This is a genomic window from Wenxinia marina DSM 24838 (genome assembly GCF_000379485.1).
GTDB classification, from domain to species: Bacteria; Pseudomonadota; Alphaproteobacteria; order Rhodobacterales; family Rhodobacteraceae; genus Wenxinia; species Wenxinia marina.
On record NZ_KB902283.1, the window covers coordinates 92,608 to 107,309 of the forward strand.

Here is a 14,702-nt window from a genome sequence, read left to right on the forward strand (position 1 = left end):
CCCAAGCGGTCCGCAGCGTGTCAAAGCATTTCTGGAAACGTTTACGACGGAGCCCGCGTGACCGGCATCAAGGCCCTCGCCCGCCACCTCGACCTGTCGATCGGCACCGTCTCGCGGGCGCTGAACGACAAGGCCGACGTCAGCCCGGCGACCCGCAAGCGGGTCCTCGCGGCGGCGCGCGAACTGGGCTATCGCCCCAATCATTCCGGCCGCGCGCTGCGGCAGGGCCGGACCAGCACGATCGGCCTGGTGCTGGAGACGGGCAGCCCGGCCTCGCTCGCCGGCGACGCGTTCTTCATGCAGCTCATCGACGCCATGCAGGAGACGTTCTCGGCGGCCGGCACCGACCTCGTTCTCCTGCCCTGCCGCAGCGCCGACGACCCGATCGAGTTCCTGCGCCGGCAGGTCGGCCGCCGCATGGTCGACGCCCTCGTCATCACCGCGACGCGGCGGCAGGACCCCCGGATCGCCATGCTGGTCGAGGAAGGGATGCCGTTCCTCGCCCTCGGCCGCAGCGGGACGCCGGGCGATTGGCCGTGGATCGACCTCGACTTCGAGGGCGTCGCCGATCGCGCGGTGGCCGAACTCGCGGCGCTCGGCCATCGCCGCATCGCGCTGGTCGCGCCGCGCAAGGAGGTGAACCTCGCCCACGTCTGGATGGACGGCTATCGCGCCGCGATCCGGCGGCACGGGCTGGAAGAGCACGAGGGGCTGATGCTGCGCCTTTCGGTCAGCGAGAACGGCGGGCGGCAGGCCGCGGAGGCGGTGCTCGGGATGGATCCCCGCCCGACGGCGCTGCTGCTGGTGAGCGAGATGATGGCGCCGGGCGTCTACGCCCGCCTCGGCGAGGCGGGGCTGGAGCCGGGGCGCGACCTGTCGGTCATCGGCTTCCGGCGGAATCCGCAGCTGGGCTTCCTGCGCCCCGAACTTGCCGGCTTCGCCCTCGATCTGCGGGCGCTCGGGACGGCGGTCGGCGAGGCCGCGCTCGGGCTGGCGGTCAGCCCCGCCGATCCCGTCAGGCTGGTCTGGCCGATGGACTACGTGCCCGCCGCCTCGGTCCGGCCGCCGCCGGCGGAGTGACCGGCCCGGCGGCGGAAGGGCGTCTCGCGACGATCCTGGCTCCTGGGGGCCGTCGATCCTGTGCGGTGGCCGCCTATCTTCCGCCCATGACCGACCTGCCCCCCGAGAACGTCCAGGACTATCCCCGCCCGCCCCGGCTGGAGCCCGTCCCCCATCGCCTTGTGGTCCGACTCGGCGGCGAGACGGTGGCCGAGACGGACCGCGCGCCCCGCGTCCTCGAGACGCACCATCCGCCGACCTACTACGTCCCGCGCGCGGACGTGCGGGCGCGGCTCGACCCCGCAGCCGGCGGCAGCGTCTGCGAGTGGAAGGGCGTGGCGCGGTACTTCGACGTCACCTCAGGCGGCGTGACGGCCCGCCGCGCGGCATGGAGCTACGAGTCCCCGTCGGCGCGCTTCGCCGATCTCGCCGGTCATCTGGCCTTCTATCCCGGCCTCATGGAGGCGTGCTTCGTCGGCGACATGCCGGTCCTGCCGCAGGACGGCGACTTCTACGGCGGATGGGTCACGGCGAACCTCACGGGCCGGCCCAAGGGCGCGCAGGGGACGGAGCATTGGTGACGCGACCGCCCCCATGGCATCGGGGAGGCAAGGACATCCCCGGGAGCCAGCTACCAGCGCTGCGCCGGGGACAGGGGTTTTCCGGCCCGGTTGAGCCTGCCTTTCTGGCGAAGCCGGACGTAACCCGACGCGACGAGCGCGTGGCAGTCGTCCAGCGCGCGCGACAGCCAGGCGCCGCTCTCGCGGGTGAGAAGGCGCCGCGCCAGCGTGGCCTCGCCGGCGTCGAGGAGGAGTTCGGCGCTGCGCAGCACCGCGGGAAGATCGGCGGCGAGGTCGGCCTCCATCCCGCGCCAGTGGTCCCAGACCTCGCGGAGGAGGGCGTCGTCCTGGAAGGCCAGGTGCATCAGCCGCTTGAACTCGTATACCGCGCTGTCGGAAACCTCGATGCCCTGCGGCACGTGGCTGACGACCTCGGGGGACTTCGGTTCCTTGCGGCGGTCGAGGAAGCGGTGCGACTCGCCCGTCGTCAGGTAGCGGTGCTGGGCGTAGGCGTCCGGAACCTCGGTCTGGCCGAGGAAGACGGGCACGAGGGGCGCAGTCACCGGGCCGACCGGCGCGTGCCACATCGTCCGCAGGTCGTCGTGGGCCGGGTGCACCAGCGGCACGACCTGACCGTAGCCGGCGGTGTCGCCGGTCAGCACCTCGGTCTGGATCGCCCAAGCGACGTCGGCGAAGGTCAGGGGCGCGGCGGCCGCCCGGGCGCGCATCTCCGCCTCGATCCACGCCATGCCGTCCCACCGCCCCTTGCCGTCGCCGTAGATCGCGTTGACGTCGAACGGCGCCCCGCCGGCCGGGTCGTACCAGCCGTGCTCGACGGCGGTCCGGATGAAGTGCGGCGGGTAGAGGAACGTCTCGTCCGGCTCGGTCGGCACGACACCGATATAGCCGGGCCGCGAAGCGCGGATCGAGTCGGGGCCCAGCCGCTCGGCCACCCACAGGCCGAGGCCGCCGGAGAACTGGATCACGACCCACGCCTCGTCGGGATCGGCGATGATGTGGGAATTGCCGCCGTAGCAGGAATAGCCATGCTCGGCGATCAGCGCGGCGATGAGATCCACGCCCTCGCGGGCGGTCTTCGCCCGCTCCACCACGATGCGGGCGAGGTCGGAGTAGTTGGGGCCGGTCTGGTCCTTCGGCGTCATCGCGATCAGCGCGTCCGAGGACGTCGACCAGATGTCGCGGACCGCCACCCCGTGCTCGTTGAGGCCGCCGTTGGTGATCGGCGCCGGCACGCCCAGGTAGTAGCTGTAGCTGACCCGCATGTGGCGCGCGGTGTGCCGCGCCTGCGGAATCTCGGTCCGGCGGCCGGGCATGTCGCTGTCCGGGCCGACGCCGACGGTGATCGTCGCGCCCTCCGGGTGTTCGGCCCGGTCGACGATCTCCAGCCAGTGGCTCGACGGCTCGTCCCCGTAGCCGGCTAGCCAGGCGTGGCCGTCCGCACTGTGATTGCGGCCGATGTAGATTCCGTAACTCATGACTGCTCAGTTCTGTCTTTCGGGAGGCACGAGCGGGAACAGGCAGGCATGCCGGCGCTCGGGCGAGAGGTGGACGGTCGGCGGCTTGGCCTCGCGGCAGGCCGGGCGGGCGAAGGGGCAGCGCGGGGCGAAGTCGCAGCCGGGCGGACGGCGCAGCAGGCTCGGGACCTCTCCCGAAATTGCGCTGGAGGGCGGGCGGCGGCGGTCGGGGTCCGGGTAGGGCACGCCGCTCACGAGGGCGTGGGTGTAGGGGTGGGCCGGCGCGGCGAACACCTCGGCCGCCGGCCCCTCCTCCACCATCCGGCCGAGATACATGATCGCGATGCGGTCCGCGATGTGCCGCACCACCGGCAGGTTGTGGGTGATGATGAGGTAGCCGAGCCCGTGCTCGGCCTGGAGATCCGCCATCAGGTTCAGGATCTCGCCCTGCACCGACACGTCGAGGCCGGCGGTCGGCTCGTCCGCAATGATGAGCCGGGGGTTCAGCGAGAGCGCCCGCGCCACGCCGACGCGCCGGGCCTGCCCGCCCGACAGCTCGTGCGGGTAGCGTGACAGGAAGTTGCGCGGCAGGCGCACCATGTCGGCCAGCCGTTCCGCCTCGGCGTTCAGGTCGCGGCCCCCTGCCCCGTGGATCACCAGCGGCTCCGTGATGAGGGCGCGGACCGACTTGCGCGGCGAGAGCGAGCCGACCGGGTCCTGGAACATCATCGCCATGTCCCGCCGCAGCGGCTTGAACCGCCGCTCGGGGCGGTTCTCGACGCTCTGCCCGTCGAAGCTGACCGAACCGCGGTTCACCGGCAGCAGGTTCAGGATCGCCCGGCCCAGCGTCGACTTGCCCGAGCCGCTCTCGCCGACGAGGGCCAGCGTCTCGCCGGGCGCGACGGAGAGGTCGACGTCGAGGACGGCGTCGACGAACGGGTCGCGCACGCCGCGGATGCGGGCGCGGATCGGCCCCATCGTGCCGAAGCGGACGTTGAGGCCCCGCACCTCCAGCAGCGGCTCGCCCGAGCGCTTCGGCCGAACGGCCGCCGGCGGAGGGTCGGTCCGTCCGACCGCGACCACGCCGGCGGGCGGCGGCCAGTCCGGGTCGGCGCCCGGCCCCTCCAGCAGGTGGCACCTGGCGTGTCCCGTCCCCCGTGCCACGTCGGGCGGGGTCTCGGTGCGGCAGATCGGCATCGCGCGCGGGCAGCGCGCGGCGAAGATGCAGCCCGTCAGCGACGCCGAGAGATCGGGAATGTCACCCGGGATCACCGGCAGCCGGCCGCCCGTCCGCTCCACCCGTGCGGGATCGCATTCGAGGAGCGCGCGGGTGTAGGGGTGGCGGGCGTTGTGGAAGATGTCGCGGACCTCGCCCGTCTCGACCACCTCGCCCGCGTACATGACGACCACGTCGTCGCACATCTCGGCGATGAGGCCGAGGTTGTGGGAGACGACGACGATGGTGGTATCGAACGCCGCGCGCAGGTCGCGCATCAGGTCGATCATCTGCGCTTCCATCGTCACGTCGAGCGCGGTCGTCGGCTCGTCGGCCAGCAGCAGGTTCGGCCCGGTCAGCATCGACATCGCGATCGCCGCCCGCTGCCGCATCCCGCCCGAGAACTGGTGCGGATAGGCGTCGATCCGGTCCTCGGGGTCGGGGATGCCCACCCGGCGCAGCAGCTCCACCGCCGCGTCCCGCTTCTCGGCCCGCGACATAGACCGGCGGTACAGGATGTCCGAGAACTGGCGCGCGTAGGGCAGGACCGGGATCTGCGACGTCATCGGGTCCTGAAAGACGACGCTGATTTTCTCTCCCCGGATCGCCCTGAGCGCCTCGTCGTCCAGGCCGAGGAGATCCCGTCCCTGGAACGCGATGCGCCCTGACGTCACCTCGGCGTTGCGGGCGAGCAGGCCGAGGATCGACCACAGAACGGTGCTCTTGCCCGATCCGCTCTCGCCGACGATGCCGAGGATGCGGCCCCGCCGGACCGGAAAGGACACGTCGCGCAGGGCCCGGATGCGGCCGCGCCCGGTCCGGAAGTCGAGCGACAGCCCGCTGACGTCGAGGATCGTGTCGTCCATCTAGCGCTCGCGCCCCATGCGGGGATCGAACGTGTCGCGCAGCGCCTCGCCGAGGAAGGTGAAGCCGAGCGTCGTCAGGATCAGGGGGATGCCGCCCGCCACCACCATCCAGGGCGCGTCGCGGATCAGAAGGTAGCCCTCGTTCAGGATCGTCCCCCAGCTCGACCGCGGCGGCAGCACGCCGATGCCGAGAAAGCTGAGGCCCGCTTCGATCGACACGACGACCGGCACGTCCATCGCGGCGAGGATCAGCAGGGGGCCGATCACGTTCGGCATCATGTGATGGAGGAGGATCCGCGTCGTCCCCGCACCCAGCGACCGCTCGGCGAGGATGAACTCGGCATGGCGCAACGCGAGGGTCGCGGTCCGCGCGACGCGGGCGTAGCCGGGGATCGACGTGATGATGACGATGGCCAGGACGACGGTCAGGCTCGGTCCCGTCAGCGCCACGGTCGCGAGCGCGAGGATGATCGACGGGAAGGACCGGACGCCGTCGAAGACGAGAAGCAGCAGGCTGTCCAGCCAGCGCGGCCCGAACCCCGCGATCATGCCGAGGATCAGGCCGACCACCAGCGACACCGACACCCCGATCGCGGCGATGAGCAACGCGACGCGCCCGCCGTGGAGGATGCGCGAGAAGGTGTCCCGTCCCAGCTGGTCGGTTCCGGCGAGGTGCGCCCAGCTCGGCCCCGACATGCGGGCGGGGATATCCATCGCGTTCGGGTCGTAGGGCGCGATCCACGGCGCGAAGACGGCGCTCGCCACGAACAGGATGACCAGCGCCAGCCCGACCACCGCCTGCCAGTCCGACAGGAAGCGGCGCAGCCGGTCGCGTCGGTCGCGGCGCGCGCCGGCGTCGGCGACGGGAGAAAGGGGCACGGCGTCAGAGGGAGGAGCGGACACGGGGATCGAGCCATGCGATGACGAGGTCGGAGACGAGGACGACGAGGATGTAGAACGCCGTCGCCACCAGCACCCCGCCCTGGACGAGGGGGAAGTTGCGGTCCGAGACCGCGTCGAAGATCATCTTCCCGACGCCGGGCCGCGCGAAGATGATCTCGGCGAACACCGCCGACGAGATCAGCCCGCCGAAGCCCATGCCGATGAGCGTGATCGTCGGCAGGATGGCGACGCGCAGGGCGTAGCCGCCCACGATGCGGCGCGGCGGCAGGCCGAAGGCGCGGGCCGAGCGGATGTAGGGCTCTCCCAGCACCTCGAGCATGGAGGCGCGGACCATCCGGGCCAGGTAGCCGACCCAGCCGAGGCCGATGGCGAAGGCCGGCAGGATCAGGTGCGACAGCTGGTCGGACAGATCCCCCGGCTCGCCCGCGCCGATGGCCGGCAGCCAGTGCAGCTGGAGCGAGAACAGGAGCAGCGACCAGATCGCGACGAGGAACGAGGGCACCGCGATCGTGCCGACGGACAGGATGCCGGTGACGCGGTCGACCCAGCTGCGCGGCCGGACCGCGGCGAGACAGCCGAGCGGGACGCCGAGGAGCACCGCCCAGCCCATTCCGGTGAGGATCAGCGCCAGCGAAAACCCGATCCGGTCGCCGATCACCGCCGTCACCGGGCGGTTCGAGAAGACATCGGCCCCGAGATCGCCCCGCAGGGCCTGGCTGACGAAATGGACGAACTGCACCCAGACCGGCTCGTCGAGACGCATGCGCGCGGTATATTCCGCGATCGCCTCGGGCGTCGCCCGCGTCCCCAGCGCCAGGATCGCCGGGTTGCCCGGGATCATGTGCAGCAGCGAGAACAGCACGAGCAGCACCGTCCCGACGACGAGCGCGGACAGGCCCAGACGTTTCACGAAGTAGAAGGCCATGCGATCCGATCGGTGCGACGCTGCGCGGCGGCCGGGTCCCCGTCCCGCGGCGGGCGGGGACCCTGATCCTCAGACGGGCTCGAAGCGGTGGTAGTCCAGCTCGCCCGACGGAGCGGCGTTGATCTCGATGTCGGCGCGGTGCGCGTAGACCTCGGGGTCGTGGCTGATCCAGACGTAGGCGCCGGTATCCTCCATGATCTGCTGCATTCGCAGGTAGATCTCCTCGCGCTTCGCCGGATCGTTCTCGGACAGGCCCTCTTCGTAGAGGCGGTCGTACTCCTCGTCGGTCCACCGCTCCCAGTTCCAGATGCCGACCTGCTCAGATACGAACCATTGCGTGGCTTCGTAGGGGTCGGGCACCGTCGCGAAGCGCATCAGCCACAGCTGCAGGTCCTGCCAGGTGTCCCCGGCCTCTTCCATGCCCATCTCCCAGAACGGCCCGCTCTCCATCGGCAGGATGTTCACCGTGATGCCGATGGCGGCGAGGTTGGCCTGGATGATCTGCGCGGTCAGCAGCCGCTCCTGCCAGTTCAGGGTGCGCAGCGTCAGCTCCAGCCCCGTGACGCCGGCCTCGTCCATCAGCTGGCGCGCGTAGGCGGGATCGTAGCTGTAGGACGTCTCGTTGCGCTTGCCGAGGAGGCCTGGCGCGACGATGCCGTAGGACTTGGGCGAGGTGCCGGCGAACGCGCCGGCGAGGATCGAGTCGACGTCGACCGCGTGCTGGATCGCCCGGCGGACGCGGATGTCCTGCAACTTCTCGTGCTGGGTGTTCATGCCCATCCACAGATACTGCAGCTCGCCCGCGGTGGTGATCGCGGTATTCGGCGGCAGCGTCTCGGTATAGCGGGCGAGGCTGTCGGGGCCGAGCTCGGTGCAGTCGATCTCCCCCGCCTCGTAGGCCAGTTCGGCGGCCTGCACCTCGGTGATGACGTGGGCGACGACGCGGTCGAAGCCCGGCGCGGGGCCGGTCCATTCGGGGTTGCGCTCGAACACCGCGCGCTGGCCCGGGGTCTGGCTGTAGGTGTAGGGGCCGCAGATCGCCGGAAACTCGGTGGTGAAGCGCCCGCCGACCGCCTCGGTCGCCTTCTCGCAGACGATGGCGCCCGGCCCGTGGCAGAGCGTGACCATGATGAACGGCGCGAAGGGCTTGTTGAGGACGAGGACGCCGGTCCGCTCGCCCGTCACCTCGACCGTCTCGAGCGCGTCGAAGTAGCCCGACCACTCACTGTCCTTCATCCGGGCGTAGGAATAGGCCACGTCGGACGCGCTGACCGTGCCGTTGCCGCCCGACCAGACCAGGCCCTCGGCCAGCTCGAACTCAAGGTGCGTGTCGTCGGCGTATTCCAGCCGCGTGACGTAGGGAGTCGGTTGCCAGCTGAACGTGTCGCCGTCGCGGACGTACTCGGCCAGGAACGGCAGGCACTGCTTCTGCGCCTCGACCTCCGTTCCGCCGATCATGTAGCCCGGATCGAGGATCGCGTTGTCGCCTTCGAGCCGCAGGTTGAGCACGCGGCCCTCCTGCGCCCGCACCATGCCTGCCCCGCCGGGCACCAGTCCGATCGCCCCGAGCGCGGCGCCGGAGGCCAGGAATGTCCGTCTCGTCGTGATCGTCCGTCGCACCGTCATCGCTCCTGCTGGGGTGGAAAGGCGTCTTCGGCGCCTCCTTCTGTTCCCGGAACGATGAAACAGCCCGGCAGCGCCGTCCATTTCGCTGTCTTGCGCGACTTGACACCGAAAGAGCTTCACTATGCGATAGGGGCATGTCCGAATTCTCCGCCAACCTCGCGCTGGCCTGCGGCCACTACCGCTCGATCTCGGAGGTGTGCAGGCGGATGGGGATCAACCGCCAGCAATTCAACAAGTATCTCAGCGGCGGAGCCTATCCGTCCCGGCACAACATGCGCCGCATCTGCGACTTCTTCGGCGTCACCGAGTCCGAGATGCTGATGGACGAGGCCCGGTTCGAGCGGTTGATCGGCCTGCGGCGCGCGCCGCAGGCGCCGTCGCGGCTCGACCTGCCGTTGCGCCATATCGAGAAGGTGCTGGCGCACGCGTCGCCGGTGGACCGGTACGCCGGCTACTACTTCCGGTACTTCTATTCGTTCGGCAACAAGGGCTACGTGATCCGCTCGCTCCTGCGGGTCGTGATCCGCGAGGGACGCGGCTACTTCAAGAACCTCGAGATCCTGCACGATCCGGCCACGGGGCGCTGGACGCGGACGAACAAGTACGAAGGCATCCTGTTCCAACTCGCGGACCGCCTGCAGGCGTTCGAATACGAGACGGTCGCCACCAACTCGGTCACCCAGATGACGCTGTACCCGGTCTATCGCTCGCGGCTGGACGTCATCGTCGGCATCCAGACCGGCGGCCCGACCCGCCGCGGCCGCAGACCCGGCGCCTCGCGCGTGGCGCTCGAGTATCTCGGCGCGGACATCGACCTGCGCAAGGGCCTGCGCCAGACCGGCCTCTTTCGTCCGGACGACCCGGCGCTGCGCCGCGACATCGTGGCGGCGATCGACAACCGGATGACCGGCGACTCGTGCGTCCTGGACATCGAGGAGCCCTGACGCGCCGCCGCGGGTGGCGCGACCGTAGGCAGCTGTCGCAATCATCAATCCATTCCGGAGCGTCCCGGGGCACCGGGCCTGCGTCACCCCGCGCCGCGCACCACCTCCGCCACCCGCCGGCCCTTCTTCAGCGATCGTTTCAGATAGGCCGCGCGCCAGTGGCGATAGCCGCCCATGACGCTTTGCTGAGCGATCACAAGGGCGACGAAGGCCTCGGCGGCGGCGCCCTTCTTCAGCGTCTTGGCGATCTTCTTCTGCTCCCTTGTCATCGAGCAGCCGATGCAGTGCGTCCCGGCGGGTCCGGGGCGCCTGAACTTGCAGACACCGATGCAGGGGCTCTGAACCTTGGCCATGGCCTCTGGGCCCTCCTTCCGTCCCGTACATAGGTCCCGACGGTCGGCGGCCGAACCGGTCCGGCTAGCGCGGCCCGTACCGATTGGCCGTGGCGGACGCCTCGACAGGACGAACGGCGCTGGACCCCTCCCCGGATGAGGGTCAGACTTCGCCCTGGCCACCCCGCCCGGGGAGGCCGTCATGCCAACAGAGGAGGGTGCGCCGGATGGACCGTGTCGCGACGATCGTCGTCAGGAACGGGCGCGTGCTCACCATGGACGCGGCCGCGCCGCGGGCCGAGGCGGTGGCGCTGGCGGGCGACCGCGTCATCGCCTGCGGCTCGGACGCCGAGGTCGCGGCCCTTGCGGGGCCCTCCTGCCGGATCGTCGACGCGGGCGGCGCGACCGTGCTGCCCGGGTTCGTCGAGAGCCATCTGCATCTCTTCATGGGCGGGGCAGAGCTGTCGCATCTGCAGCTGCTGGGCGTGGAGGGCCCCGAGGCGCTCGGCCGGGCGCTGCGCGCCTTCGCCGAAGCGCACCCCGACCTTGCCCTGCTGACCGGACAGGGCTGCGACTACGCGATCTACGGGCGGGCGCTGACCCGTCACGACCTCGACGCCATCCTGCCGGACCGGCCCGTCCTGCTGATCGCGGCGGACCACCATACCGGCTGGGCGAACACCGCGGCGCTCCGGGCCGCCGGCATCCTGGAGGGGCGCCGGCTCGGCCCCGGCAACGAGATCGTCATGGGCGAGGACGGCATCGCCACCGGCGAGCTGCGCGAGTTCGAGGCCAAGGCGCCGGTCCTGGCGCTGTCGGGCGGGCAGCGGGTCCAGGCCGGGATCGCGACGGGGGGCGAGCCGGACCCGGCGCCCACCCGCGACCAGCTTCTCGAGGATTGCGAGCACATGGCGCGCGGCCTGCGGCACTGCGCACGGCACGGCCTGACGAGCCTCGTGAACATGGACGGCAACCGCTACACGCTCGAGGTGCTGAGCGAACTGCGCGACCGCGGCGACCTCACGGCCCGGGTCCGCGTGCCGTTCCACTACCGCAACCACCGCGAGCCGCCGGATCTGGAGATCGCGAGCGGCATGGCGCGGGACTGGAATGACGACTGGCTGTCCTCGGGCTTCGTCAAGATGTTCATGGACGGGGTGATCGACAGCGGCACCGCGGTGCGGCTGGACGACTATCCCGGCCGGCCCGGATGGCGGGGCGAGCCGCTGTTCACGCCGGAGGCCTTCGCGGCCGCCTGCATCGAGGCCGACCGCAGGGGCCTGCAGATCGCGGTCCACGCCATCGGCGACGGCGCCGTGCGGCGGGTGCTCGACGGCTATGCGGCGGCACGGGGCGCGAACGGCCCGCGGGACAGCCGGCACCGGGTCGAGCATATCGAGATGATCGACAGGGCCGATATCCCCCGGATGGTCGAGATGGGGGTGATCGGCTCGCTCCAGCCCTGCCACGTCCCCGGCGCGCTCGACTTCCCGCTGCAGCCGACGCTCGACGTCATCGGGCGGGGGCGGTGGGGCGACGCGTATCTCTACCGGACCCTCGCCGAGGCGGGTGTCCGCCTCGCCTTCGCGACGGACTGGCCGGTCGCCGACGTGAACCCGCTGCGCTGCATCCAGGCCGCGCTGACCCGACCCGTCTTCGACGGGGCCGGGGACGAGCGGCTGGCGCTGATGGACGTCCTCGCCGGCTACACGATCGGCGGTGCGTTCGCCGAGCATACGGAGGACCGCAAGGGCATGCTGCGCCCCGGCCATCTCGCCGACCTCGTCATCCTCGACGGCGACATCGAGGAAACGGCGCCTGCCGAAATCGGCGGCATGTCCGTCGCGATGACGATCTGCGGCGGCCGGATCGTCTGGGACAGCGCCGCCGAGGCGTCCGCCTGACGCAAGAGGCTTGATCCGCGGCCGGGCTTGGGCCTGACTGGGACGTGACGATGGGCGGGAGGCAGCGTGAAGGACGGCTCGGACGGCACCGCGACGGACGCGATCGAGATCGTCGGCCTCGACAAGGTCTACGGGCAGGGTGCGGGCGCGTTCCGCGCGCTCACGGGGATCGACCTGACGATCCGGAGCGGCGAGTTCTTCACCCTCCTGGGGCCCTCGGGCTGCGGCAAGACCACCCTGCTGCGCGTGATCGCGGGGTTCGAGAACCCGACCGAGGGATCGGTCCGGATCTCGGGCGAGGAGGTCGCGCATCTCGGCCCCAACAAGCGGCAGGTGAATACGGTCTTCCAGAACTACGCCCTGTTCCCGCACATGACCGTCGCGCAGAACATCGGCTTCGGCCTGCGGATGCTGGGCCGGTCGCGGACCGAGGTGGCGGCCACGACGGCCGAGATGCTGCGCCTCGTGCGGATGGAGGAGCTGGCCCAGCGGCGGCCCGCCGAACTGTCGGGCGGACAGCAGCAGCGCGTCGCCCTCGCCCGCGCGCTGGCGCCGCATCCGCGGGTCCTTCTCCTCGACGAGCCGCTGAGCGCGCTCGACCTCAAGCTCCGCAAGGAGATGCAGGGAGAGCTGAAGCGGCTGCAGGCCGAGACCGGCATCACCTTCGTCTTCGTCACCCATGACCAGGAAGAGGCGCTGACGATGTCCGACCGGATTGCCGTGATGAGCGCCGGCCGCATCCTGCAGCGGGGCACCCCGCACGAGATCTACCACGCGCCGACCGAGCGGTTCGTCGCGGACTTCATCGGCGACACCAACTTCCTGACCGTTCCGGTCGTCTCGGTCGAAGCGGGCGCTGCCCAGGTCGAACTACCGGGCGGCCGGACCGCGCCGGCCCGCCTGCCCGAGGGGGCCCGTCCCGCGCCGGGGGCGAAGGTCACCGTCGTCATCCGGCCCGAGCAGGCGCGCCTCGTGCCCCCGGGCGAGGGCGAGATGCAGGGCGAGGTGACGTCCAGCGTGTTCTTCGGCACCGACACGCATGTCCACGCCCGGCTGACCGACGGGCAGGACTTCGTGCTGCGGCGGCAGAACGCGGGGGAGCTGGCCGACCCCTCCCCCGGCGACCGGATCGGGCTGGCGCTCGGCGACGGCGTCCTTCGCGTGCTGAAGGACTGACGGCATGCGGCGCAGAGGCGGCACGCTCTGGAACTGGCTGCTGTCCGCCCCGGCGCTGCTGGTGCTCGTCCTGGCCGCCTCGGGGCCGCTCGTCATCGTCCTCGTCTACTCGTTCCTGTCGCCCGGCAACATGGGCGGCGTCGCGTGGGAGCCCTCGACCGACGCCTGGTTCCGGCTGTTCTTCAAGCGCGACATCTTCGACCCCGAGGTCGTCACCTGGAACGAGGCGCACCTGGTCGTGTTCTGGCGGTCGGTCTCGCTGTCGCTGCAGACGACGGCGATCTGCGCGATCCTCGGCTTTCCCACGGCCTGGTTCATCGCGACCCGGGCGCCGCACCGGCGGGCGCTGTGGCTGTTCCTCATCACGATCCCGTTCTGGACGAACCTCCTCGTCCGGACCTTCGCCATACAGGAGCTGATCCGGAACACCGGGACGATCAATTCCCTCCTGCTCCGGCTCGGCGTTATCGGCGAACCGATCCAGATGATGTACACCGATTTCGCCGTGCTCGTCGGCATGGCCTACGTGTTCCTGCCGCTGATGGTGCTGCCGCTCTATGCCGCGATGGACAAGCTCGACATGCGGCTGGTCGAGGCAGGGTACGATCTGTACGGCGGGCGGCTGCAGGTGCTGCGCCACGTCATCTTCCCGTTGGTCAAGCCCGGCTTCGTCGCGGGGTCGATCCTCGTCTTCATCCCGGCCATCGGGGCCTACGTGACGCCGCGGGTGCTGGGCGGGGGGCGGACGATGATGCTCGGCAACCTGATCGAGCTGCAGTTCGGGCAGGGGCGGAACTGGCCGCTCGGCTCGGCCATGGCGATGCTCCTGCTCATCGTCGTCGTGGCCGCGCTCGTCCTCTACCTGCGGTGGGCCAACGCGGAACCGGAGCAGCGCAATGGCTAGGCGGAGCTTCGAGGTGCGCCGGATTCCCGGCTTCGGCGCGATCGCCATCCTGACGATCGTCCTGCTGTACGTGCCGATCCTGATCCTCGTCACCTTCTCGTTCAACGCCGGCCGGTCCCAGGCGGAGTGGGAGGGCTTTTCGCTGCAGTGGTACCGGGCCGCCTTCGCGAACGAACAGGTGCAGGACGTCTCGATCCGCTCTCTCTGGCTCGCCATCGCGGCGGCGGGGATCGCGACGGTCCTCGCCACGCTGGCAGCGCTGGGGACCACGCGGGTCGGCCGGTTCCGGGGGCAGACGCTGATCTACGCGCTGGTCAACCAGCCGCTCATGGTGCCGGAGGTCGTCACCGGCATCGCGCTCCTCATCTTCGTGGCCTCGATCAAGGTGGCGACCGGGTACATGGGGATGGGCTATCTCGTGGCGGCGCACACCGCCTTCTGCATCCCCTTCGCCTACCTGCCGATCCGCGCCCGGCTCGAGACGCTGGACCTCAACCTCGAACGCGCGGCGGCCGACCTCTACGCCAGCCCGGTGCAGGCCTTCCGGCACATCACCCTGCCCCTTCTCGTCCCCGGCATCGCCGCCGGCTTCATGCTGGGCTTCGTGATCTCGCTCGACACGGTGGTCATCACCGAATTCGTGAAATCCGCCGGGCAGGATACCCTGCCCACCTACATGCTGGGCCAGCTTCGGCGGGCGGTCACGCCCGAGATGAACGCCATCGCCTCGCTCTTCCTTGCCTTGTCGCTGGTCGTCGTGACAGCCTTCTTCCTGGTGTCGCGGCGACGCGGAGCCTGACCGGACGACCAAG

The 14,702-nt window shown here is 70.7% G+C and carries 13 protein-coding genes; 7 read left to right on the plus strand and 6 right to left on the minus strand.

Annotated features, from left to right (window positions below):
- Nucleotides 1–57: 57 nt before the first annotated feature.
- Both A37W_RS0107230 and A37W_RS0107235 read left to right on the plus strand, forming a co-directional pair.
- Entirely contained in the window at nt 58–1,080 is a 1,023-nt protein-coding gene (locus tag A37W_RS0107230) for a substrate-binding domain-containing protein (protein WP_018302360.1), read from the plus strand.
- An 86-nt stretch (nt 1,081–1,166) separates the two neighbouring features.
- Nucleotides 1,167–1,640 (plus strand): DUF427 domain-containing protein, encoded by a 474-nt coding sequence (locus A37W_RS0107235; protein ID WP_026198345.1) that lies wholly within the window; start codon nt 1,167–1,169, stop codon nt 1,638–1,640.
- A gap of 50 nt (nt 1,641–1,690) precedes the next feature.
- Here the strand turns inward: A37W_RS0107235 and A37W_RS0107240 are convergent, their stop codons facing one another.
- From A37W_RS0107240 to A37W_RS21165, 5 genes are all read right to left on the minus strand, one after another.
- Nucleotides 1,691–3,115 (minus strand): C69 family dipeptidase, encoded by a 1,425-nt coding sequence (locus A37W_RS0107240; protein ID WP_018302362.1) that lies wholly within the window; start codon nt 3,113–3,115, stop codon nt 1,691–1,693.
- Nucleotides 3,116–3,121: 6 nt separating this feature from the next.
- Nucleotides 3,122–5,176: a dipeptide ABC transporter ATP-binding protein gene (locus A37W_RS21160; RefSeq protein ID WP_018302363.1), complete on the minus strand. Its 2,055-nt coding sequence runs from the start codon at nt 5,174–5,176 to the stop codon at nt 3,122–3,124.
- Entirely contained in the window at nt 5,177–6,055 is an 879-nt protein-coding gene (locus A37W_RS0107250) for an ABC transporter permease (RefSeq protein WP_018302364.1), read from the minus strand.
- A gap of 4 nt (nt 6,056–6,059) precedes the next feature.
- Nucleotides 6,060–7,004 (minus strand): ABC transporter permease, encoded by a 945-nt coding sequence (locus A37W_RS0107255; protein ID WP_018302365.1) that lies wholly within the window; start codon nt 7,002–7,004, stop codon nt 6,060–6,062.
- A 69-nt stretch (nt 7,005–7,073) separates the two neighbouring features.
- The gene (locus A37W_RS21165) at nt 7,074–8,624 is read right to left on the minus strand and encodes an ABC transporter substrate-binding protein (protein ID WP_157236469.1); all 1,551 of its coding nucleotides are present in this window, start codon (nt 8,622–8,624) and stop codon (nt 7,074–7,076) included.
- Nucleotides 8,625–8,764: 140 nt separating this feature from the next.
- Between A37W_RS21165 and A37W_RS21170 the strand changes: the two genes are divergently transcribed.
- The gene (locus tag A37W_RS21170; protein ID WP_018302367.1) at nt 8,765–9,574 is read left to right on the plus strand and encodes a helix-turn-helix domain-containing protein; all 810 of its coding nucleotides are present in this window, start codon (nt 8,765–8,767) and stop codon (nt 9,572–9,574) included.
- A gap of 83 nt (nt 9,575–9,657) precedes the next feature.
- Here the strand turns inward: A37W_RS21170 and A37W_RS0107270 are convergent, their stop codons facing one another.
- Nucleotides 9,658–9,927: a DUF1289 domain-containing protein gene (locus tag A37W_RS0107270; RefSeq protein ID WP_018302368.1), complete on the minus strand. Its 270-nt coding sequence runs from the start codon at nt 9,925–9,927 to the stop codon at nt 9,658–9,660.
- 206 nt (nt 9,928–10,133) lie between these two features.
- Here A37W_RS0107270 and A37W_RS0107275 point away from each other — a divergent pair, with 206 nt between their 5' ends.
- The 4 genes from A37W_RS0107275 to A37W_RS0107290 all read left to right on the plus strand — a co-directional run bounded on the left by A37W_RS0107275 (nt 10,134) and on the right by A37W_RS0107290 (nt 14,689).
- On the plus strand, nt 10,134–11,810 hold the full coding sequence (locus A37W_RS0107275) for an amidohydrolase (RefSeq protein WP_018302369.1): 1,677 nt from the start codon (nt 10,134–10,136) through the stop codon (nt 11,808–11,810).
- Between the two features lie 66 nt (nt 11,811–11,876).
- A complete protein-coding gene (locus A37W_RS0107280; protein ID WP_018302370.1) occupies nt 11,877–12,986 on the plus strand; it encodes an ABC transporter ATP-binding protein in 1,110 nt (369 codons plus the stop codon).
- A gap of 4 nt (nt 12,987–12,990) precedes the next feature.
- Complete coding sequence (locus A37W_RS0107285) at nt 12,991–13,890, plus strand: ABC transporter permease (RefSeq protein WP_018302371.1); 900 nt, start codon at nt 12,991–12,993, stop codon at nt 13,888–13,890.
- Nucleotides 13,883–14,689: an ABC transporter permease gene (locus A37W_RS0107290; RefSeq protein WP_026198347.1), complete on the plus strand. Its 807-nt coding sequence runs from the start codon at nt 13,883–13,885 to the stop codon at nt 14,687–14,689. The genes A37W_RS0107285 and A37W_RS0107290 overlap by 8 nt, the downstream gene beginning before the upstream one ends.
- Nucleotides 14,690–14,702: the final 13 nt, after the last annotated feature.